This window comes from Roseovarius arcticus, assembly GCF_006125015.1.
Taxonomy (GTDB): Bacteria; Pseudomonadota; Alphaproteobacteria; order Rhodobacterales; family Rhodobacteraceae; genus Roseovarius; species Roseovarius arcticus.
In genome coordinates this window covers 3141396-3161445 of record NZ_SZZN01000001.1, presented here as the reverse complement: position 1 = coordinate 3161445, position 20050 = coordinate 3141396, and the positions used below count along the sequence as shown (strand labels likewise).

The following is a 20050-nucleotide window of genomic DNA, read 5'->3' as shown; positions in this document are numbered from 1 at the left end:
AGGAGGGCAAGATGAATTCACTCTCAGGCCGTTTCCTGATCCTTACGGCGATCTTTGTGATGTTGGCCGAGATCTTGATCTTTGTGCCGTCCATCGCGCGATTTCGCGAGGATTTTCTGCTGTCCCGTCTAGAACGGGCGCAGATCGCGTCACTTGCCCGTCTGGCCGGCGACGAGATCAGCCCAGACCTGGAGGATGAGCTGCTGGCAAATGCCGGCGTCTTTAACGTGGTGCTGCGCCGCAACGATGCGCGCCAGTTGGTGCTGTCGTCGCCGCTGCCCGTTGCCATCGCTGCCACATACGATCTGCGAGACGCAGGCGCCTGGAGGTTAATGCGCGACGCACTGGCGCGGCTGATGACACGCGAGGACCAAGTGGTGCGTGTTATCGGAATGCCCGTACGCAGCGCCGGGATGTTGATCGAGGTCACTATGGAGACGCAGACGCTGCGCATGGCAATGATCGACTACGGTCTGCGCATCCTTTTGCTATCGGCCGTCATCTCGATCATCACCGCCGTGCTGCTATTTTTAGCCGTGCGCGTGTTTCTTGTGCGGCCCATCAGCCGCGTCGTCGGCTCGATGAAAGCCTATGCCAGCGCACCCGAGGACGCTCGCGGCGTCATCGCCCCCAGCTCGACCATTACCGAGCTGCGCGAGGCCGAAGAGACACTGGCGCTGATGCAAACCCAGCTGACCGGAGCCTTGCGGCAAAAAGAACGCCTTGCCGGATTGGGCAGCGCAGTGGCCAAGGTCAGCCACGATCTGCGCAACATCCTGACAAGCGCGCAGTTGTTCACCGACAGGCTTGAGACATCGGAGGACCCGATGGTCAAACGCATGGCGCCCAAACTGGTCAATTCGATTACCCGCGCGGTCAACCTGTGCGAGTCTACGCTGGCTTATGGCAAGGCCGAAGAGCCTGCGCCTCGCCTTTCACGTTTTGCCCTGTTGGACATCGTCACCGACGTCATCGACAGCGAGCGCTTGTCCGCCGGCGAGGCCGACATCAGCTTTTCCGAGGATGTGCGGGCAGGCTTTCAGCTGCGCGCCGACCCCGAGCAACTGTACCGCGTGATCGCCAACCTTGTGCGCAACGCACGTCAGGCTATCGTCACCAGCGCCCGTCCCGGCGAGATCGCTGTCCAAAGTAGCGAGACGGACGATGCCGTGCTTATCCGCATCAGCGACACCGGCCCCGGCCTGCCTCCCAAAGCGCGCGAACATCTGTTCACACCATTTCAGGGCGGCGCAACGAAGGGCGGATCGGGCCTCGGCCTGACCATCTCGGTCGAGCTGGTGCGCGGCCATGGCGGTACGCTGGAGTTGGAGCATACCGGCCCAAAGGGGACATCGTTCCTGATCACGCTGCCCAAGGGCGAACTGCCGGGCGCCCGGACACCCAAGCCGCATAACGATTGAGCGCAGTTTCTATAAATCACCCCACCTGACTGGCAATCGCCCCTTGCAAAGCCGGAACACAGCCGCTAATTGCTGCCCGCGTGGACCGATAGCTCAGCTGGATAGAGTACCTGACTACGAATCAGGGGGTCGGGGGTTCGAATCCTCCTCGGTCCACCATAATCCCCCCGTGAAAATCTATCTAACTAACTGAAATTAAATATATTATACGCCCGTGGAGAGCTTTGGCTCCCGCTGGCGGCATGACATTTTGCATGACGAATTGCATGACATTGATTTGTAGGTGCGAACCCGAGGGGATGGGGTTGTAATGGTCATCCCTCACCCTTCATTCAAGGATATGCATGATACCTATCATCGGTTGGCCAAGGGCATCAAAACGCAGCCAAAAACATATTCCAGATATCAAAATCTGGGTGCTGTTGCCGGCCCGATAGGCGTTATTGGCTCGATTCGCGAGGCTGAACGAAGCATGCACCTAGAAAATCAGGGAGATCTCGCGAATTCGGAGCCCAAAATGCCCAATTCCAGTAACGATGGGAATGTTGGCTTCTGCGATTTTGAATGATCATTATTGCGAGGGCAGTTGTTGGCAAAACCGATAGGACAGACAATATTGCGCCGACAGTACTGGATCTGCGAAAGGTGCGAGGTGATTTCCCAAAAATTTGGCTTCACATCTCAGCACAGCCGTCAAAGGCGGACCAGACTGTCTGCAATCTCCTGCGCAATTGCCTTGGCGTCGACACCGTCTCGTTCTGCAGACACCCGCAGCCCCAGAAGGTCGGACTGATACCGGCGGGCGAGCACTTTGGGGTCATGTTCGCTGCCAATGTCCCCGGCGGACTGTGCCTGTTGGAACAGCTCTGCAAATTGCTCCTCCATCCTCAAGAGATGCAGGTTCGCCTTACTCGCCAACGGGTGATTATGCGCATGAAGCTCAAGGAGCGTCTTGGATAGCATGCAGGCCTTGGCGGGGGCCTCGTTGCTTCCGATTGCCATTTCAGGAAAGCGCTGGAGCGCTTTGATTGGGCCATAGGTCCGAGCCAGTTCCTTCAACCGCTCGGCGCCATCCATCGCGTACTTGTCCATCGCAAGTTCAAATAGCGCATCCTTTGATCCGAATGCTGCATAAAAACTTCCTGGCTTTACCTGCAAGGCAGCCTCGAGATCTTTCAAAGACGTTCCAGCCCAACCACGGCGCCAAAATAGGTCGCGGGCGCGTTTGATCAGGTCATTGCGGTCATGGTTCGGTTTGCGCGGCATCAGATCACCATATGTTGAATGATCGCTCAAATATATACTTGAGTGATCGATCAAGAAAGCGTAAACTGATATCTAATGACAATTTAGTAAAGGTTGACCAAATGAAGTTTCCATTCCACGACCAAGATTCCGCGCCCGACGCCTCCAAGCCGCTTTTAGTGCAATCGCAAAAAGCCTTTGGCCGTTTGCCGGGATTGCACAAGGTGCTCGCCGAAAGCCCGCAGGCCTATGAAGGCTATCAGTTGCTTCATAAATTGTTCACTGAAACGGATTTCAATGCCGACGAGCTTACGGTTGTCTGGCAGTCGATCAACGTTGAGCATGAGTGCCACTATTGCGTTCCGGCCCACACCGGCATCGCCAAGATGATGAAGGTGTCAGACGACATCACAGACGCGCTCCGCAACGAGACGGCGCTCCCTACCGCCAAGCTTGAGGCGCTGCGCACGTTTACGGTTCAGATGGTGCGCGAGCGTGGGAATGTATCAGAAGCGCAGATGAAAGCGTTCTTTGACGCGGGCTATGGTCACCGTGCGGTTCTGGACGTGATCTTGGGTTTAGCGCAGAAAACCATGTCGAATTACGTCAACCACGTGGCCGAAACACCCGTTGATGAAGTGTTCCAACCGCTGGAGTGGAAACGCAGCGACACACCTCTGAAGGTGTAAGGCTGAGGAAGGCGCGTCGCGGATCACTGCGCGGCGCGCCCTCCGCGCATTACGATTGTCCCGGTGGCAGTGTCAGCACAGGCTATGATCGCCCCCTTGACCAAAAAAATGTACGCAGATTGGCGGAGGCAGCCCGGATTCCTCGCACAAACCAAACGCCGCCGCGTGGCCCTGCCACTACGTTTGAAACCAGTTCTGAAATGCTCTGCAATCTCTTAAAAAGTCGGAAATAGCCAACATGTTGACCTATCCAACACTCTGAAACAGCGCGCTGGCCGGGCTTCAGGGCGAAATTGCCGTCGATCTTTACGCTTTGCGGTCATCCTGTGATCTTATCGTGAGTTGACCCTCAGAACAGCGCGCAGCCCAATTACGCATGCTCTGGGCCGTCCATGTATTATCTGTCATCGGCATATATGGGGCGGAAAGTGTGAATACGCTTCAGGTGCGCGGTTCATTCCTCAGCCAGATGACATAAGGCGCTCGTAGACCGGCACACCCGGCCGCTGGCGCTGCAGCCTCCACACCGGGTTGCGACGCGCAGGATGCAGAAGTTGCGAAGTCCGGGCGATCAAATTTAATCCCGATTTTTCACCAAACGAAGCCGAACGCTTTACGCGTATGGCGGTTCTGCGGACATTGCGACCCTTTGCCAATCACACCCAGTCACCTAAAAAGAGGCAGCAAATAATAAGGTGTGAAATATAGACTATGGCGGAAATTCCAATCAGGTCGTTCCTTGCATCGCTCGTAGCTATCCGAAAAACTGAGGCGCGGCATGAAGTTTTACTACTTAAAAGAACTCAGACTTTGATAGGCGAGTGGTGTCAGGTGGCGGGAAGCATTGAGGAAGGTGAAACAGCTTGGCAAACCGCCCTGCGTGAACTCAATGAAGAGACTGGCTTGAAGCCTAGCGCATTGTATTCGGCTGACACTTGCGAGCAATTCTATGAAGCTGATCGTGATGCGATTACGATAGCCCCCGTGTTTGTCGCCTTCATAGACGCCTCCACGACTGTGTCATTAAATCATGAGCACAGCGAATACCGATGGGTGAGTTTTGGAAAGGCAATTGAGATGGTGGCCTTTGGCGGGCAACGACGCGTTCTTAGCTGGATAGAAGACGAGTTCGTAAAAAGAACCCCGAGTAAGCACCTTCTGATCTGCAATATTTAATCCCACATTGGCGACATTTGGACGTTCCTACTCTAAATTAAAAAAACGACCCGTATCTTTCATCCAAAGGACTAAGTGGCCCGGTTCGCAGCACGGTTGCAACAATACAGTGGCGACCCGCTTGGCTTCCACGACATCTCGACAGGCGCAAACCGGCCGCTCTCGCGTCGCAAGGTTTGTGTTTTTTCAAGCGCTATCATATCAAACCGATGCATCAAAACAGGACTGAATACTCGTGAAACGACCATTCGTCTTCGTGATCGGAATGACCGTTGGTATTGCCCTTGCCGCACCAATGAATGCGCACCCCCACATATTTGTGGATGGTGGCATAGATTTTATCATGTCAGGTGACGAAACGCTCGATGCCTTGTCGATCACTTGGCTTTATGATGAATTCGAAACCCTGTATGATTTGTCGTCGCGTGGTATCGAGCCGCAACCTGACGGCACCCTGTCCAATGCGGACCGTGAAGCGATCCGCGCTGCCTATAGCGATTGGCCGGACGATTTCGACGGTTCCGCGCATCTCTCTATCGATAGTGACCTGATAGAAATGGCTTGGCCCAGCGATCTTGCCGTCGATCTCGTTGACGGACGACTTCAACTGACTTTTTTGCGCAAGTTGGAAACGCCTGCCATCCTCACCAACAAATCCGTCGAGGTCGCGTTCTACGAATCTACTTATTTCTTTGCTTTCGCCATTACGAATGATCCATCCTTCGTTGGGAATGAAACATGTGAAGCGGTCGTCGTCCCTTACACACCCGGCGAACAATCCGACGAAATGAAACAAAGCCTTGCGCTTCTCAATCGCGAAGAAACACCGGACATCGCCAATGTCGGCCAATTGTTCGCAGACCGGATCGTTGTAAATTGCGCTTAACGATCCCGATTGTTCTGATCTTGGCTGCGGCCCTGCTGTTCGCCATCGGGTCCGCTACGTTCCCCGGTGTGATGGACTGGGCCGTCACCCAACAGCGTGCGTTCCAGAACGAGATGGCCGCCGCCGTGCGCGCGATCAGATCGGGCGCACCGGGCGGCTGGGCCGCGCTGCTATTGGCGGCAGGCGCTTACGGTGTCGTTCATGCCGCCGGTCCCGGCCATGGCAAATACCTGATTGGCGGGGTGGGTTTGGGGTCGACCGTTCCCGCGTCCCGCATGATCGTTCTGGCCGTCGCATCGAGCCTAGCACAAGCTATTTGGGCTGTCGTGCTTGTCTACGGTGGCTTTTCGCTGCTTCAGTTGTCGGCAAACCACCTGACCGTGATCGCGGAACAATGGCTCGCCCCCGCAAGCTATCTGGCAATCGCCGTCGTCGGGATCATCGTTATGCTGCGCGGATTGCGCACTATATCGCGCCGAAAAACAAACACTCCTGACCACGCAGGACATGTGCATCACAGTGACGGCTGCGGCCACGCACACGGCCCCGATCCCGAACAGGTAGCGTCCATAAAGACATTTCGTGAATCTGCGGCGCTAGTTGCCAGTATCGCCATACGCCCCTGCACTGGCGCCATTTTCCTGCTTGTGATCGCCTGGCAACTCGACATCAAAGCGGCCGGGTTTGTCGCGACGATCGCAATGGGGCTAGGCACCGCGATCCTGACCTCCGGCGTGGCCATTTCCAGCGTTGCCTTGCGTGGCGTGGCGGCTTTTTCAGGCGGGCGGGCCAGCGTCATCGGGGTCGCGGCACCGGTTCTCCAGATCATCGCGGGTGTCCTGATTTTATGGTTCAGCCTCGCGCTGCTCTCGATTTCAATCCTTTGAGGAATAAACCTCGTTCAATTGATGCCGCAAAGCCAAATATGTGAATTTAGTGCTCGATAGGGTCTAGGATCCGTTGATTTGCACAACATTCGGCGCATTAGCACCGTTCAAGTTCTCTCTCGCGTCGGTGACTATGGATCCTGGAGTGCGTCCGCGCATTGCTTCTGAATTCGATGTTGTGAAAGCAGTATAGTGCTGATTATTCATCCCTTCGCGGATGTCTGCTTGTGCTGGCTGCAGTGCATCAGTGAAACGTAGGGTGGAATGTGTCCTAAGGCTAAGGTCTGTGGCTGCTGTCATCTTGTGATGCAGCGGCGAAAAATCTTAGACGAAGCTGCCTTCTTGCTTGCGATTTTGAATGACCCCTATGGAAGATTAGTCGATGTCTATAAAGGTGTCGAAAAATCGAACCAGGGCGTTTTAATTCTATGTTCCGCGATCTTTCAATACCTGCCGTTTCCATGGGAATGCTCGCCGCATTTGTGGGATATTCAGCGTCATTCGCCATCGTGCTAGCGGGGCTGACTGCGATGGGGGCGACGGGCGAGCAGGCTACGACCGGGCTTTTCTTTGCAACCGTCGGCATGGGTATTTGCAGCATCTGGCTACCTGCCGTGACGCGAATTCCCGCCGCTGTAGCATGGTCCACGCCTGGGGCCGCATTTCTTGCGGCAACGGCCACTTTGCCGGGCGGTTTTGCCGAGGCTGTCGGGGCGCTGATTTTTTGCGCCGGATTGATCGTCCTAACGGGCTTTATACCAACCCTTGGTCGGATCGTAGCCGCCATCCCGAAACCCATCGCAAACGGGTTGCTTGCAGGTGTCCTGCTCAAGCTGTGTCTGGCCCCTGCGATTGCGCTCGGCACCATTCCTTTGTTGGTCCTGCCTGTACTCGTCGCGTGGCTGATTGGATTGACATGGAACAGGCTGGCCGCAATGCCGTTTGCGGTGTTTGCGTTTCTTTTGGTTCTCTATTTCGCCGTCGACACGTCGGGCAACACTATTCAAACTGACATAGTATGGCTGCCTGCCTTTGCCCCAACCGTGCCGATCTTTACAATCCAGTCATTCTTTTCCATCGCTCTGCCGCTTTATCTGGTGACGATGGCGGGGCAAAACATCCCCGGCTTTGCGGTGCTGGAACTGAACGGCTATCCGGTGGAACGCCAACCCCTCATCCGGAAAACCGGCCTTGTCAGCCTTGCGTTTGCATCGTTCGGATCGATTCCCGTCAACATGTCCGCGATCACGGCGGCGATGATGGCAGGTGAAGACGCTGGCCGCGATCCAGCGATCCGTTACTGGGCTGCGATAACATCGGGGATCGTTTATGTATTCCTGGCCTTTGCCGCAGCGCTTGTAACGTCATTGGCCAGCCTTGCGCCGATCGCGCTCATCACTTCGGTGGCTGGGCTGGCGCTTATCCCCGCTTTGGTTGGCTCGATCTCGGCTGCTTTCAGCGAATCCACTCAGTTGGAAGCGCCAGCACTGACGTTTTTGATAGCAGCAAGCGGCATGACGCTTTTCGGCGTAAGCGGGGCGTTTTGGGGTGTTGTTGTTGGCGCGCTCATCTGGTTGTCAAAGACAATTGCAAATCGGTCAATCGATCACTGACCCGAGTTCCCAAGCAGCTTTCCGATGCTCGCCCAAGATCCCTGACATAAGAACTGACGATATTGCCTTGCTGTATGTCAGTACGACGAAGAGCGCGGCTACTCAAAGGTCCAGCTTTGTCGAACGCCTTGGCGTTTTGGTAGTAATTGTAGACTGCTTACGGCATTCAGGTTTGGCGCATTGATACAGCCCACCACGCGCCGATTGACAGCGCCACGGACCGCATACTGCAGCCGTGCGGGCAGCAGTGACCAATAGGCCAGATCAATTCTTCCAACAAAACACGCACATGGTGTTCGCTCGGCATCTTCCAGATGTGCCTAACGGAGTTCAGTTCTCTGATCATTTCGGGCCCCAATTGCTGAGGCCTTACCTAAAGGTGGCAGAGTGAAAATCGATCCTTTCAGAGCTACGCTTCAACTAGGCAGAACTCCGGACCGCTACGAAACTCCTTCACGAGGAAATCGACGAATACCCGGATCCTGGGCGCCAGGTTGCGTTTGTCAGCAAAAAGCACTGCGATTTCAGCATTCTGCTGTGAATACTCAGGCAGCACGCGGATCAGTTCAGCCGATTGCAGCTTGGCCGCAACCAGATAGGACGGCAATCGCGCAATTCCGAGGCCTGCAAGCGTCGCGCGAAAGACCACGTCAGTGCTGTTGCCCTCGAAATTGCCCTTTGCCTCGAAATTCGCGCTCTTGGCATCGCTTTGCCATATCCACTCGTTTCGCTCGTGATTACCCGCAAGCCGCAGGCAATTGTGCTGCGCCAAATCCGCAAAATTCTGAGGGTGGCCTGCACGCTCCAGATATGCAGGCGCCGCGCAAAGTATCCTTCGGCTCTGCATAAATTTACGGACGACGATGTCGGACATTTTACGCTGCTCGGCAAAGCAGATCGCGACGTCAAAGCGTTCGGCCTCAATGTCGATATCGCGGTCAGTTAGGTCCAATGCTACGCTGACGTCCGGATAGGCGTTAAGGAATTTGGGCAGAACCGGAATAAGTTGCGATTTACCAAACGCCACGCTGGACGCGATCTTCAGTTTGCCGCGCGGTGACCCATCAAGGCTTTGGATGTGTGCCTTGGCATCTGCGAACTTTTCCGCCAGCGCCTTACACTTTTCGTAGAAATCGTGGCCTTCGGGCGTTGGTAGCACGCCGCTGCGCGTCCGGTTTAGCAGGCGGTGACGAACTTGATCCTCTAGCATCCCGATCTGCTTGCTGACCGCTGAAGGGGTCTGACCCACAGCGCGCGCGGCGGCGGATATGCTGCCGCGCTCAACGACCTTTACGAAAAGCAACATCTGCGACGAAATATCCATCTTTGCGAGCTTCCTGTTCCATTCCGTCATAGCGGCTATGCGGTTTTGAAGAGTTGTGAGCCCCGTCTTGGCCGCCTATTTCTGCAGTGCAGCATAAATTCCGCGCTGCAGCAAGCACCGAGGAGCAAACATGACCGATACACATTCAATGCAACAACTCGGCGGCGTTTTTGTAGGCACGCGCACGGTTTTTCAGCAAGCCGTGGGCAAGCTTCAGGCGGCACGGAGCCGCCGCAAACTTTACTGCCGGACGATCACAGAGCTCTCGGCCCTATCGGACCAGGAACTACGAGATCTGGCAATTCCCCGCAGCCACATCACACGTCTCGCATGGGAGACAGCATATGGCTGCTAGCATCAAACAGGTTGCACATGATGTGCGCCGCTTCGCCTCCGTTGATTTTCACAGGCCAAACTGGGCCGCGCCGCTTGGTGCCGCATTGGTGCGCATGGGCGCCGGCACAGTGCGCTGGCTCGCATCGCTGATGTACACGGTGCAGCTCAGCCGCATGGTGAAAGTGCTCTACGAGATGAATGACCGCCAGTTGGCAGAAATTGGGATCAAGCGCACCGAGATTCCCGCCTACGCCGAAACCCTGATGACAGATCATTCGGACTAAGACTGACATGCGCCAAGGCGCCAAGCGTCATGACCGGCTGCGCCTCTCAGCAGGCGGTCATCCCGAGAAAGTGCTGGCTCTCACTCCTCCCAGAGCCGACCAGCACGAGCGGCGCGGTCCTGCCTCCCAGGGCTGAACGCCGCAGGGGCCAGCATCTTCACCTCCTCCCGAGGATGCTGGCCCACATTGCCCCCCCGCAGTCTTGCAGTAAGCTTGCAGCCGATCTGAATTTCTCGCGTTATACAGTCCGGCGTTGGAGGATGGTGATCTTGAATACACTTGCTTTAGCCCGATCCGGCCTGCTGCAAGGCACCTTCGAGACGGATGGAAGCGGGCCATCGCTGAAGGCGCAAGGGAAGTCGTGAATGCGCCAGCCACTTTCGTGAGCTAACCCGACATCCGGCCCCGCCGACAGAACGGTGGAATGACTCGGGGCAAGATGGGCCTCCCGACAACATCACGATGCGCTGATGCGATATGGCACCGAAGCGATTTACTGACATCACTCTTTGACCGGTCAACAATTGACACACACAAGAAGCATTCCTACATCAATGGCTATGAAGGCACATGTAGATCATTTTCGGTTTCTTTTGCTAAACCGCCTGCCTCCCCGGGGGATTTAGGCGCAAGCGCGCCTTCTACGTTTCCCGGGGCCTCCTCACCAATCTGAATTGAGTACGAGACGTTGCGGCGTCCGAGGAGTATCCATGCACGGCATCAATCCACATCAACTGATCACTTCCAAAGAGCATTCTGGAATCAAAACCGCCCCAAGACGGTCGGCGCCCTTGCCTGACGAAGATTACCGGCAGCTTCGGCAGCATCTGAACCAGCCCGACGTCGCAGATCAGCCATTTTTACGGTACGTCCTGCGACACAAGCTCAGCACAATCACGCATAACTGCGACGGGATGTACGAAGATCTTGTGACTGGCGCGTCCTATGTGACCTATTCGGTGAATGGCGATCCGGCGCAGATCGGTCTGATGCGCCACAGGCCGCGAAGCGAACTAGAGTGCGACGTGATCCCGGTTTGTTCAAATCTGGGGGCTGCGCTGATTGGGATGCGAGTCGGCCAGCGCGCGCCGCTGCTGCGCGAGGATGGCACGATCGCCTCGCTGAGGGTTCTGAAAGTTACGTCCGCAGCCTGAGGGACGCCTCTTTGCCATAAGGCAATTTGCAAGATGCCATGTTTCCAACGCTCTCCAACGGAGGTCATCCAATGACACACCAGATCCTTCACGCCACCAAGACCCGCCGCGCGCGTGACCCTAAAATCGTAATCAGTGAGGATGAGCTCACTCACATCGAGGCACTTGCAGCCGGTGCGATGCAGCACAATCCAGCACTGGCCGAACGCCTGCTGAACGAAATTGGCCGCGCCCGCATCGCAAAATCCAAGAAAATGCCCGCGAATGTTGTGACGATTGGCAGTGCGGTAACTTACCGCGATGAAACAACGGGTCAGGAAAAGGCTGTGACGCTTGTTTACCCTGAAAACGCCGATATCTCGCGCCAGCAGGTTTCAATCATGACCCCGATAGGTGTTGCCCTTCTGGGTCTGTCGGAGGGCGCGGGGTTCTACTGGGACACGCGCAAAGATCAGCGCCGTCAGTTGACCGTCATCCGCGTCGAGCAGCCCCATGCAAAAGGCGCGATTGGGTCGTGAATGCCCGTCCGAATTAGGCAAAGCGGCTTCTGATTACAATTCGGAGCAGGCGGTGTTAGCTATGGTGCAAATTTTAGGACGGGCACCCAAAGGTCGTCATATCAGACTCGACAAATCCCTCTGATCTTGTTAGAGGGCGGGGTCCTGCAAGTTATTGCAAATTTTTTCTTAGAGAGGTGGTGAAAACCACATGCAGGTTAGTGTCCGCGACAACAACGTCGATCAAGCTCTTCGAGCTTTGAAGAAGAAGCTACAGCGCGAAGGCGTGTTCCGCGAAATGAAGCTCAAGCAACATTTCGAGAAGCCGTCCGAGAAAAATGCGCGCCAGAAGGCCGAAGCGATCCGCCGCGCCCGTAAATTGGCGCGTAAAAAGTTAGAGCGCGAAGCGTGATGCGAGTCACACTGTTACTCTGACGAATCGCAAACCCCCCGTGGCCCAATGGCGGCGGGGGGTTTGTTTTTGATTCTGAACCCTACTCGACATTCACGCAGGCAAGGCCCATCCGCCAAGGCGAGAACTTCCTTTATTTCCAGAGCGACAAGTTCGCGAAAGACTCCTGCGCGTTGGCTGAATGGTAGAAATGCCTAAGGCGTGTAGCAGCTAGTGTTGGCCGATGTCAGAGTTGGCATCGATGTCCGATCGGAACACGGTCAGTGCTATTCTGCGTCATTGTTCTGTCGCCCCTGCTGAGCGGGCGTTGGTCGCTTAATCCGTCCCATCACAGCTAGAGTGCGCAGGAAATCCTGACCGATTTCAGGACAAGGTTCGGCGCTTATCTGGCAGCAACCCAAGCTGAAAATTGGACCACTCAGGCAGGGCTGCTGGCGCGCTGCCGTGTGGGAAAGGCTCGGCGTAGAAACGCTGATGCGTCCGGGACGTCGGCCTTACATATTGTTGGAAAGCGAAAAATCGATTAGGATCAAAATGTTCTATCAAGGAGAGTACGAATGATACGAAGAGCTTCACTGCTTGGTTTGATTTTTGTCCTGTTCGCTCCGCCAGCGATGGCACTCACGCTTAATTTCGGCGTCGACAGCAAGTGGGTCGGAAACAACCTGCAAAGTGAGCAAGGATTCACCTTCGACAACAGCCTAGCTTATAGCAATGGCGAGCAAGTTTTACTGCACGACGATGGCGGTGTGATCTCTTCTACATTCAAAAGGGATGACGGGCGCAGATTTAGTGCGCATGGAGCATCCTTGGGCGCATACAGCTTGCTATACGGCGCGTTTGCCGGCGCACATCCGACCGGAGATACGAACCTTGAGTATCAGCTCAATGGCCAGTTGATGCATCTCGATTTCATCCCAACACTAAGCTATTTGGCTGAGGGATTTCGAAATGGAAATTTGGTTGCCAGCATCACCCAGATTGTCGCGGGTCCGGGCAGTGTAGGTGGTATGGTGAATTGGGGCAGCCTCTTTCAGAATCTTGATCAGTTTCGCGTGTCTTTTCTGCTTCCTGAAAATCGAACAACATACGCTTGGCAAGCGTGGCCTGGAAACGGCATAGTCGATCTACCTTATGGCGCCGGCGATTTCGCCTGTTACGAATGGTGTGGTGAGATGTCTCTCGACAATCTCCAGGTATCAATGGTGCCTTTGCCAGCAGCATTTCCGTTGCTAGCAAGTGGGATTTTTGCGCTAATGGCGTTTGGTTGGAGACGCCGTAAATCAACTGGCAGGCACCAACTTACATAAGAGCCTTGCCGGCCAAAGCTAGGGTGAGTGGCGCAGGGTGGGTTGTCTGTCGCCAAGGTATCCGAGGCTGATAAACCGTCTAAACTAGTGGACTTTTTGTTCACTTGACCGGTGCATCGGCAGGTTTTTCCGGCGAGATTTTCCAAATGTAGATCGTAGGCTGACCCTTTGCTACACCAAGCTCCAGCCACCATCCCCGAGGATGAAGCGCCGGGTCTGGGACTGAACAAAGCTTTCGGTTTCTGCGCTTGCGGTGTGCCGGGTGACAGTGATGGAGCCAACGTCAATGTCGAGCAGGTTAAAATCGTTTTCCTCGCCGCGCTGGCGCGTCGACAGGCCAGTACCCGCATGAATCTGTAGAACAGTATTGCGCCCGTCAGTGTGCGCGTAAGGTTCTGCGCGCCAACTGTGCAGATGACCCGACAAGACTGCGTCGACACCGATCTGTGCCAGCATATCCTTGGCGCGTTCCGCGCCGCGCGTTGGCCTCTTGCGGTCAGTCACCAGTTGTTCGAGCGGATGATGCGCAATGATCAGGCAGGTGCGCCTCTTGGCACCGTCCAGCGCGCGTTCGATACGCGCGAGCGCCCGGAGCGACACCCGGCCGCTTTGATGGGTAAAGCGATTGACGGTATTTATGCCGAGCACGATGAGCTCGTCATCCCTGAAGCTAGGCTCTAATTGGGGCGAGATGTGGCTGCGATATTGCCGCCATGGCCGCACGATTCGCGCAAATGGATTGTGCAGCGGGATATCGTGATTTCCGGGCACCACAAGCACTGGCGCCTGAAGGCACTCCAAAAACGCAAGCGCGGCGCGAAACTGCACAGATTTAGCGCGCTGGGTCAGGTCCCCCGAGATCGCCACCAGATCGGGTTCGAGCGCGTTTACCGCTGTGATTAGCGGTGCCAGCAGCTCGGGCCGGTCGCGGCCAAAATGCAAGTCAGACAGGTGAACGACGCGCCTCACCGCGTATCCTCCTGCCGTTCAGGTGGGACGATTACGGTGAGGGCGTCCTGAACTACCTTCAGTTCCAGCGGCGCGCGCATGCGACCGCGCTCGCCGTCGCAGGCGACGTCACAAGAGCGTCGGTGCGTTTCAATGCGGATGCTGTCCGCAGCGATCATATCGAAGTCCACGTCTCGCTGAGCGCGACCCATGGCCAGTGCCAGCGCACTTCGTAGCATGCCCCACCGTCCGGTATCAGGCGAAATGAAAAGCGCCAGACGCCCATTTGCTATATGCTCACGGCCCTCCAGGCCCATCTGGTCCAACTGGAAAGCATTGTTGACCGCGAAGGCGAGGGGCGTGCGCCTCTGGATACGTTCCCCGTTTGCCTCGATCGTTAGCTTGAGCGGGCGGCGCAGTGTCGCCAGCGTCACCAGAACTGACCAGTATGCGGCGATGCGGCTGCGGCCCCATTTGCGGTACGTTTGCTCGCGCGTGCGTAGGATGCTGGGGTAGGCGCCAAGGCTGGCATTGTTTAGAAAAATGCGCCCGTTGATGTCGCCCACCCGCAGGGGCCTCCGCACGCCGCGTCCCAATAGCCGGACTGCGCTGGCGATGTCGGTGGGCACGTCTAGCGAGCGGGCGAAGTAGTTGAACGTGCCTAGCGGAATGATACCGAGGCTGGCTTCCCCCCCCGCGCAGTGCGCTTGCGACTGCGGCAATGGTGCCATCGCCGCCCGCTGCGACAATGACTTCGAACCCTTCGTCTAAGGCTGCTCGCGCAGATGAGGCGATATCGTCGTCATGGTTAAGGACCCACACCTCGTAATTTCGGGCGATGGCGGACAGATTACTGCGTATCGCTACGGCGATCTCCTCTGCGTCGGTCTTGCCCGAACCTCCGTTCAGCAACACGCAAATGCGCGCAGAGATATGTTCGCTGGTATCTTGCGTCATCGGATAATCCTGTTGTCGCTGCGCCGTCCTCGGTGCTCAACTGCGCAGGGGGCCTGATGTTCCACCGTTACAGGAGCCAAACTTTGCGTCGAAACGATAACCATGGACTTTGGCGCCGCCGCCTAGCCAATACGCCTCCATCCCCGCTGTTGGAACGCACATCCTGAACTTGATTTTTGGAGTAGGCGCAGATGAAAATGTGGGCGAGCCGTCCAATGACGTCTCACCACAGGCACGGGCAGCATTTCAGACAGAGCGTCTAAAGCCCGCGCATCATATCCCACGACCCCCCCCCTCGAGTCTAACGGGCAGGGTAGGATGCAAAGACCTCAGTCTTGCCGTCTGCCTTGATGAGGATAACGTCATATGCGTCGCGCTTTGTTTCCGGCCCCATGCCCGGCGATCCCATAGGCATCCCCGGCACAGCTAATCCGATCGCGTCCGGGCGCTCCGCCAGCAGGCGGGCGATATCCGCAGCAGGAACGTGTCCCTCAATTGTGTAACCCTCGACGGTTGCGGTGTGGCATCCGGCCATGGCTGCGGGCACGCCGCGCGCAGCCTTCAGCGCCTCCAAGGCCTCGTAGGAGGTATTTTCGATTGCCACGGCGTAGCCCTCCCGTTCCATGATAGTAGCCCAAGACGCGCAGCAGCCGCAGTTTGCGTCCTTCGCGACGGACATCGCGGTTTGGGCACCCGAAGATGTCGCGATACCCGCGAACAAGGCGGCCATACCAAGTTGTTTCAGGTTCATGGATCTCTGTCCTTTATGTCTTGCGCTTTGTTAGGGCTAAACATAGGGCGCAGTCGATACGATTCCCAGTATCGGTACCGTGAGTTTTTAAGCTTCAAGTTTCAGTCATTCACAGCATGGCGAAACATGACCGGTTACTAGATCTGCCTCTCTTGGTGTCACCACACATCGACGTCAGGCCCGCGTACCACAGAATTTCAAAGCGGCCGAACACGCGTCGCCATCATCCGTGATCCAGAGTCGGCCTCAGATCGGATTGAGAGCGCTGAAAAGGGGCGCGGAAACGTCAGAGAAGCTGTCCGACTGACGTTTTGTTCCGGGATTAATTTGGTTCGGTCCGGCGCGGTGGAACGCTCGCGGGATAACTGAAAAATGTAGATTTCAGCGGTGAAGAACGTCTCGCGCCTATGCGAACAGTCTCCTCGACTGTCTGCGCCCGGATTTGTCAAGCTTGACATAAAGTCGCAGTCTGTGCGTTCCTGACAGGGCAAAGTTTTTACTGTCAATAAACGGCGCCATTCACAAGAGCGCCTCAGCTTACAGCCAACAGGAGAGTTCAATGCCCGAATTAACCGAACGCATCAAAAAGATGCACGGTCGAGATACCGCCGTTGCGTGGGCCTTCGTCGTCGGCCTTTGGCTGGCCATCATCTTTGTCGCGCTGGCCACCTGGAACCTCGCGCCCAGCAGCACGGCACGTATCGTCCTGCTGATCGGCGGCGCGACTATTCTGGTGCTCAACACCGCCGCAATCGTAGCGATGCTGCGTCATTACCTCGAGGATCGCGATTTCATGTACGGGCTGGATATCAAGTTTCTTGATCTCGCCCGTGCCCAGAAAAAACGCTGAGAGGACACGGATATGGCAGACTACATTCCCCCCGTCCAAAGCAAGATAAGCCAGATCTTCGACGTGATCGTGCTGCTGGTTTTGGCGGTTGGCGCGCTTTATGTGCCGCTGTTCATGAACCTGGCCGGCAGCGCACAGACATCGAACGTGCCGGACAACCCCACATGGGAGAGTTTGGGGCAAAACCCCACCATGGTCGAAAAATGGAACGAGCTTGGCTATGCCAATGCCGCCGACGCGGCGGAGATGATCACGGCGCGCTTCGATTACTCGTTCTCGATCCTCAGCCTTTTGGTGATGATCGTCGTGGTCGTTGGCTATTACGCGATCGTGCTGCGGTTCTCCGGCAAGGAATATACCGACGTAATTTCCGAAAAATTCGGCGACAAATGAGCAGGGACTGAACATGGATATCTGGAATGTCATGGAGTACGCCGCCTGGGGTCTTTCGATCGTCTTCGGGCTTTATATCGTCATCGATTGGATAAAGACCGACAGCACCTACAGCGAAGAAGAGCTGATGTCCTCGCGCGAAGGCGAGCTTGAAGCGATGACCGAAGAACGCAAACTCTGAACGGGGAGAAAAAGATGTCTGATACGGATATCACATCCACGCAGATGGATGGAATGGGCCCCAAGGGGACCAAGCTGGGTCTGGCGCGGGTTTTGGGGCCGGCGCATATCTGGGGCCTTGGTGTAGGAATTGTCCTCGTGGGCGAATACATGGGCTGGAACTTTGCCGTCGGCAAGGGCGGCGCCTATGCCGCACTGCTCGCGTGCTGGTTCGCCGGGATACTCTATTCCTGCGTCGCCATGATCGACAGCGAGGTGACATCGACTGTCGCCGCAGCCGGCGGTCAGTACACGCAGGCCAAGCATATTGTCGGCCCGCTAATGGCCTTCAATGTCGGCCTCTATCTGGTGTTTGCCTATACGATGCTGGAGGCGGCGAATGCGATCACCTTTGGCTTTTTGATAGATACGGTGGCCGGAATGACCGGGCATGACGGCCTCGATGAGAGGCCCTTCATTATTCTGTCGATCATGTTTCTGGCTTGGCTGAACTACCGCGGTGTTCTGGCGACGCTGACCTTCAGTCTGGTCATAACGGCGTTCGCCTTTTGCGCGATCATCGCACTCTTTTTGTCCACGGCGGTGTTCATGTCCGACAGCCCGCTGCGTCATGTCGAGTTGATGACTGACCTGCCGTACGGCTGGCTTGGTGTTTTGGCGGCGATGCATTTCGGCCTGTGGTACTACCTCGGAATCGAAGGCACTTGCCAGGCGGCAGAAGAGGTCCGGTCGCCCGCGCGCTCGCTGCCCTTCGGCACGCTGGCGGGCATCATGACGCTGCTGATCGCGGCAAGTTTGACATGGTATGTCTGTGTCGGCCTGATGCCGTGGGAGTATCTGGGCCAAGCGGGCGTTCCGCTCTTTGACGCGGCGCGACTGTCGGGTTCGATGACGCTGATGGTGCTTTTGGGTATTGGCACAATGTTTGCAACGCTGGCCTCGGCCAATGGCTGTATCAACGATGCCAGCCGCGCATGGTTCGCCATGGGGCGCGATCACTATCTGCCGGATTGGTTCGGTGCGGTGCATCCTAAATTCCGCACGCCTTATCGGTCGATCATCTTTCTCGTGCCGATCGCGCTGGTTTTTGCACTGGGCGCACCTTTGGATCAGGTTATCACCTTCTCCATCCTGTCGGGCCTTTTGGGCTATACCTTCATGCCGCTGAACGTGATCCTGTTTCGTCGCAAATGGCCACTGGACACGATCAAGCGCGGATATGAGCATCCGTTCCACCCGATCCCGGCAATCATTCTACTGTGCTTGTGCGGGGTGACGTTCTTTGCCGTATTCCTCGGCTATGGCTCGCAATTAGTGGCGATGCTGTCATTCTACATCATCGTGTCGCTCTGGTTCCATTTCTGGCGATACCGGTTTGTGCGCCGGGCAGCGCAGTTCACGATGCCTTGGCCTAGGCCGCGCGGCTACTGATACAGACGGAAAACCGGCCCGCCCATTCGGCGGGCCGGACATTTTTGGCCCGGAGAAACGATGGACCGATTTATCACAGGCGCGATTTTGGTAGGGGCCGCGGTGCTATTGGTGCTGCTATTCCGGCACCTACGCCGCGCCTCGGCCGAGCGTCATGCGCAGCGCACCGGGTATCTGGATGTCTGTCGCGCACTGCTTGGCGCGCCGCGTATGGGGTGCGGCGGCAGCGGATTTGCCCGGCTGGGCGGGCATTACCGCGGGGTCGAGGCGGATGTCCAAGTGCTGCCCGACACGTTGACCTTTCGCAAGCTGCCTGCGCTCTGGGTGCTGGTAACGTTGCCCGGCCCGCTGCCAGTGGGTGCCACGATGAACCTGATGATCCGCCCGACCGGGATAGAGCCGTTTTCGCGCTTTCACACGCTAACGCACCAGTTGGACTCGCCCGATGATTTCCCCGAAGATTGCGCAATCCGCACTGACAGCCGCGCCCACATGCCGCCCGAGGACTTGGTGCGCGCGCATCTGCATATCTTTGACGATCCAAAGGTTAAGGAGCTGGTGATATCGCCCAAGGGCGTGCGAATAGTGTTTCTGGCCGAAGAGGCGCAGCGCAGCCGCTATCTGATCTATCGCGACGCGGAGATGGGCGCCACGCCGCTAGCGCTGGACCTGCTGAAGCCTAAGCTTGACCAGCTAATTGCACTGCGCGCGGATGTCCTGGACGTCGCCGCGATCGAGGTGCAAGAGTTGCGGGCATGAGTACTGTGTCTCGCCCCGCGCCAAACCCGCATCTCGTTCTGGCCTCGGCCATTGTCTTGCCAGCCTCAGGGCAGGTGCTAAACCGGCAGCCCGTTCGCGGGCTGGTGTTTGTATTCTTCATCCTGCTGCTGGGCGGATTCACGCTCCAAACCGCTGCGGCGGACGTGTCCATAGTGGGCAAACTGTCGGGCGGCCTGTTTGTCTATGCGATGGCGATATACGACGCGTACAAAACCGCCCGTGTCCGCCATGCAGTCTGGGCGGCCAGCGGGCGCACTGGTTAAGCGGCACCGCGAATTCTGGCGGAAATCGTGCGTTGGCGCGAGCGCGCGGGCGCGATATATAGGCCGACGCCAGGTTCTGTGCGCTCGACATTCTGGAACGGTTTCTCCCGGTATTTATCTGGATTTGGTTTGCTTTAGCTAGCGACGCTTTTAATGGGTTTGCGGAACATAACTTCGCCGCAGGCTGCAATCTGGCTTTTCGATTTTCCATGCGACCTAAAATTTGTGAGTAGCTTTAGTAACCAATCGCGAAATATTTCTAG

Annotated in this window: 23 protein-coding genes, 1 tRNA gene and 1 pseudogene; 20 read left to right on the top strand and 5 right to left on the bottom strand. The window is 56.5% G+C overall.

Features of this window, described 5'->3' with window-relative positions; translation table 11 throughout:
* Nucleotides 1-11: 11 nt before the first annotated feature.
* The 3 genes from MK6180000_RS15175 to MK6180000_RS15165 all read left to right on the top strand — a co-directional run bounded on the left by MK6180000_RS15175 (nucleotide 12) and on the right by MK6180000_RS15165 (nucleotide 1989).
* On the top strand, nucleotides 12-1421 hold the full coding sequence (locus MK6180000_RS15175; RefSeq protein WP_138935491.1) for a sensor histidine kinase: 1410 nt from the start codon (nucleotides 12-14) through the stop codon (nucleotides 1419-1421).
* 82 nt (nucleotides 1422-1503) lie between these two features.
* Nucleotides 1504-1580: transfer RNA gene (locus MK6180000_RS15170), tRNA-Arg, on the top strand.
* A gap of 151 nt (nucleotides 1581-1731) precedes the next feature.
* Entirely contained in the window at nucleotides 1732-1989 is a 258-nt protein-coding gene (locus MK6180000_RS15165; protein WP_212751916.1) for a hypothetical protein, read from the top strand.
* Nucleotides 1990-2114: 125 nt separating this feature from the next.
* Here MK6180000_RS15165 and MK6180000_RS15160 read toward each other — a convergent pair whose 3' ends face one another.
* The gene (locus tag MK6180000_RS15160; protein ID WP_138935489.1) at nucleotides 2115-2687 is read right to left on the bottom strand and encodes a TetR/AcrR family transcriptional regulator; all 573 of its coding nucleotides are present in this window, start codon (nucleotides 2685-2687) and stop codon (nucleotides 2115-2117) included.
* Nucleotides 2688-2788: 101 nt separating this feature from the next.
* Here MK6180000_RS15160 and MK6180000_RS15155 point away from each other — a divergent pair, with 101 nt between their 5' ends.
* From MK6180000_RS15155 to MK6180000_RS15135, 5 genes are all read left to right on the top strand, one after another.
* Entirely contained in the window at nucleotides 2789-3355 is a 567-nt protein-coding gene (locus MK6180000_RS15155) for a carboxymuconolactone decarboxylase family protein (RefSeq protein WP_138935488.1), read from the top strand.
* Between the two features lie 711 nt (nucleotides 3356-4066).
* Nucleotides 4067-4531 carry an NUDIX hydrolase gene (locus MK6180000_RS15150; protein WP_138935487.1) on the top strand — a complete coding sequence of 155 codons (465 nt, stop codon included), beginning with the start codon at nucleotides 4067-4069 and terminating at the stop codon, nucleotides 4529-4531.
* Between the two features lie 235 nt (nucleotides 4532-4766).
* Nucleotides 4767-5417: a DUF1007 family protein gene (locus tag MK6180000_RS15145; RefSeq protein WP_138935486.1), complete on the top strand. Its 651-nt coding sequence runs from the start codon at nucleotides 4767-4769 to the stop codon at nucleotides 5415-5417.
* Nucleotides 5408-6304: a nickel/cobalt transporter gene (locus tag MK6180000_RS15140; RefSeq protein WP_138935485.1), complete on the top strand. Its 897-nt coding sequence runs from the start codon at nucleotides 5408-5410 to the stop codon at nucleotides 6302-6304. Before MK6180000_RS15145 ends, MK6180000_RS15140 begins: the two co-directional genes overlap by 10 nt.
* Nucleotides 6305-6732: 428 nt before the next feature.
* Nucleotides 6733-7917 carry a benzoate/H(+) symporter BenE family transporter gene (locus tag MK6180000_RS15135; protein WP_138935484.1) on the top strand — a complete coding sequence of 395 codons (1185 nt, stop codon included), beginning with the start codon at nucleotides 6733-6735 and terminating at the stop codon, nucleotides 7915-7917.
* A 409-nt stretch (nucleotides 7918-8326) separates the two neighbouring features.
* On the opposite strand, the gene MK6180000_RS15130 is transcribed toward MK6180000_RS15135, so the two are convergent.
* Entirely contained in the window at nucleotides 8327-9241 is a 915-nt protein-coding gene (locus tag MK6180000_RS15130; protein ID WP_138935483.1) for a LysR family transcriptional regulator, read from the bottom strand.
* 130 nt (nucleotides 9242-9371) lie between these two features.
* On the opposite strand from MK6180000_RS15130, the gene MK6180000_RS15125 reads away from it, so the two are divergent.
* From MK6180000_RS15125 to MK6180000_RS15100, 6 genes are all read left to right on the top strand, one after another.
* Nucleotides 9372-9596, top strand: coding sequence for a DUF1127 domain-containing protein (locus tag MK6180000_RS15125; RefSeq protein ID WP_246040541.1), 225 nt, complete (start codon nucleotides 9372-9374; stop codon nucleotides 9594-9596).
* Nucleotides 9586-9861: a DUF1127 domain-containing protein gene (locus MK6180000_RS15120; protein WP_138935482.1), complete on the top strand. Its 276-nt coding sequence runs from the start codon at nucleotides 9586-9588 to the stop codon at nucleotides 9859-9861. The genes MK6180000_RS15125 and MK6180000_RS15120 overlap by 11 nt, the downstream gene beginning before the upstream one ends.
* 791 nt (nucleotides 9862-10652) lie before the next feature.
* On the top strand, nucleotides 10653-11015 hold the full coding sequence (locus tag MK6180000_RS15115; RefSeq protein WP_138935481.1) for a hypothetical protein: 363 nt from the start codon (nucleotides 10653-10655) through the stop codon (nucleotides 11013-11015).
* Nucleotides 11016-11086: 71 nt separating this feature from the next.
* Entirely contained in the window at nucleotides 11087-11533 is a 447-nt protein-coding gene (gene rnk / locus MK6180000_RS15110; protein WP_138935480.1) for a nucleoside diphosphate kinase regulator, read from the top strand.
* A 190-nt stretch (nucleotides 11534-11723) separates the two neighbouring features.
* Complete coding sequence (gene rpsU, locus MK6180000_RS15105) at nucleotides 11724-11924, top strand: 30S ribosomal protein S21 (RefSeq protein WP_138935479.1); 201 nt, start codon at nucleotides 11724-11726, stop codon at nucleotides 11922-11924.
* A gap of 557 nt (nucleotides 11925-12481) precedes the next feature.
* Nucleotides 12482-13234 carry a hypothetical protein gene (locus tag MK6180000_RS15100; RefSeq protein ID WP_138935478.1) on the top strand — a complete coding sequence of 251 codons (753 nt, stop codon included), beginning with the start codon at nucleotides 12482-12484 and terminating at the stop codon, nucleotides 13232-13234.
* Between the two features lie 171 nt (nucleotides 13235-13405).
* On the opposite strand, the gene MK6180000_RS15095 is transcribed toward MK6180000_RS15100, so the two are convergent.
* The 3 genes and pseudogenes from MK6180000_RS15095 to MK6180000_RS15085 form a co-directional block, all read right to left on the bottom strand.
* The gene (locus MK6180000_RS15095; RefSeq protein ID WP_138935477.1) at nucleotides 13406-14203 is read right to left on the bottom strand and encodes a metallophosphoesterase family protein; all 798 of its coding nucleotides are present in this window, start codon (nucleotides 14201-14203) and stop codon (nucleotides 13406-13408) included.
* Nucleotides 14200-15139 (bottom strand): annotated as a pseudogene (locus MK6180000_RS15090) (diacylglycerol/lipid kinase family protein). The gene MK6180000_RS15095 and the pseudogene MK6180000_RS15090 overlap by 4 nt, the downstream one beginning before the upstream one ends.
* 301 nt (nucleotides 15140-15440) lie before the next feature.
* Nucleotides 15441-15890, bottom strand: a complete 450-nt coding sequence (locus MK6180000_RS15085) for a DUF411 domain-containing protein (protein WP_138935476.1) — start codon at nucleotides 15888-15890, stop codon at nucleotides 15441-15443.
* Nucleotides 15891-16449: 559 nt separating this feature from the next.
* Here MK6180000_RS15085 and MK6180000_RS15080 point away from each other — a divergent pair.
* Genes MK6180000_RS15080 through MK6180000_RS15060 form a run of 6 tightly spaced genes read left to right on the top strand, consistent with a single transcriptional unit; the run spans nucleotide 16450 to nucleotide 19787 of the window.
* Nucleotides 16450-16740, top strand: a complete 291-nt coding sequence (locus MK6180000_RS15080; protein ID WP_246040540.1) for a hypothetical protein — start codon at nucleotides 16450-16452, stop codon at nucleotides 16738-16740.
* Between the two features lie 12 nt (nucleotides 16741-16752).
* Nucleotides 16753-17133 (top strand): hypothetical protein, encoded by a 381-nt coding sequence (locus MK6180000_RS15075; RefSeq protein WP_138935475.1) that lies wholly within the window; start codon nucleotides 16753-16755, stop codon nucleotides 17131-17133.
* 13 nt (nucleotides 17134-17146) lie between these two features.
* Entirely contained in the window at nucleotides 17147-17314 is a 168-nt protein-coding gene (locus MK6180000_RS20395; protein ID WP_171054479.1) for a hypothetical protein, read from the top strand.
* A 14-nt stretch (nucleotides 17315-17328) separates the two neighbouring features.
* Complete coding sequence (locus tag MK6180000_RS15070) at nucleotides 17329-18744, top strand: APC family permease (protein ID WP_246040539.1); 1416 nt, start codon at nucleotides 17329-17331, stop codon at nucleotides 18742-18744.
* Nucleotides 18745-18804: 60 nt separating this feature from the next.
* Nucleotides 18805-19503, top strand: a complete 699-nt coding sequence (locus MK6180000_RS15065; protein ID WP_138935474.1) for a hypothetical protein — start codon at nucleotides 18805-18807, stop codon at nucleotides 19501-19503.
* Nucleotides 19500-19787, top strand: a complete 288-nt coding sequence (locus MK6180000_RS15060) for a hypothetical protein (protein ID WP_138935473.1) — start codon at nucleotides 19500-19502, stop codon at nucleotides 19785-19787. Before MK6180000_RS15065 ends, MK6180000_RS15060 begins: the two co-directional genes overlap by 4 nt.
* Nucleotides 19788-20050 lie beyond the last annotated feature (263 nt).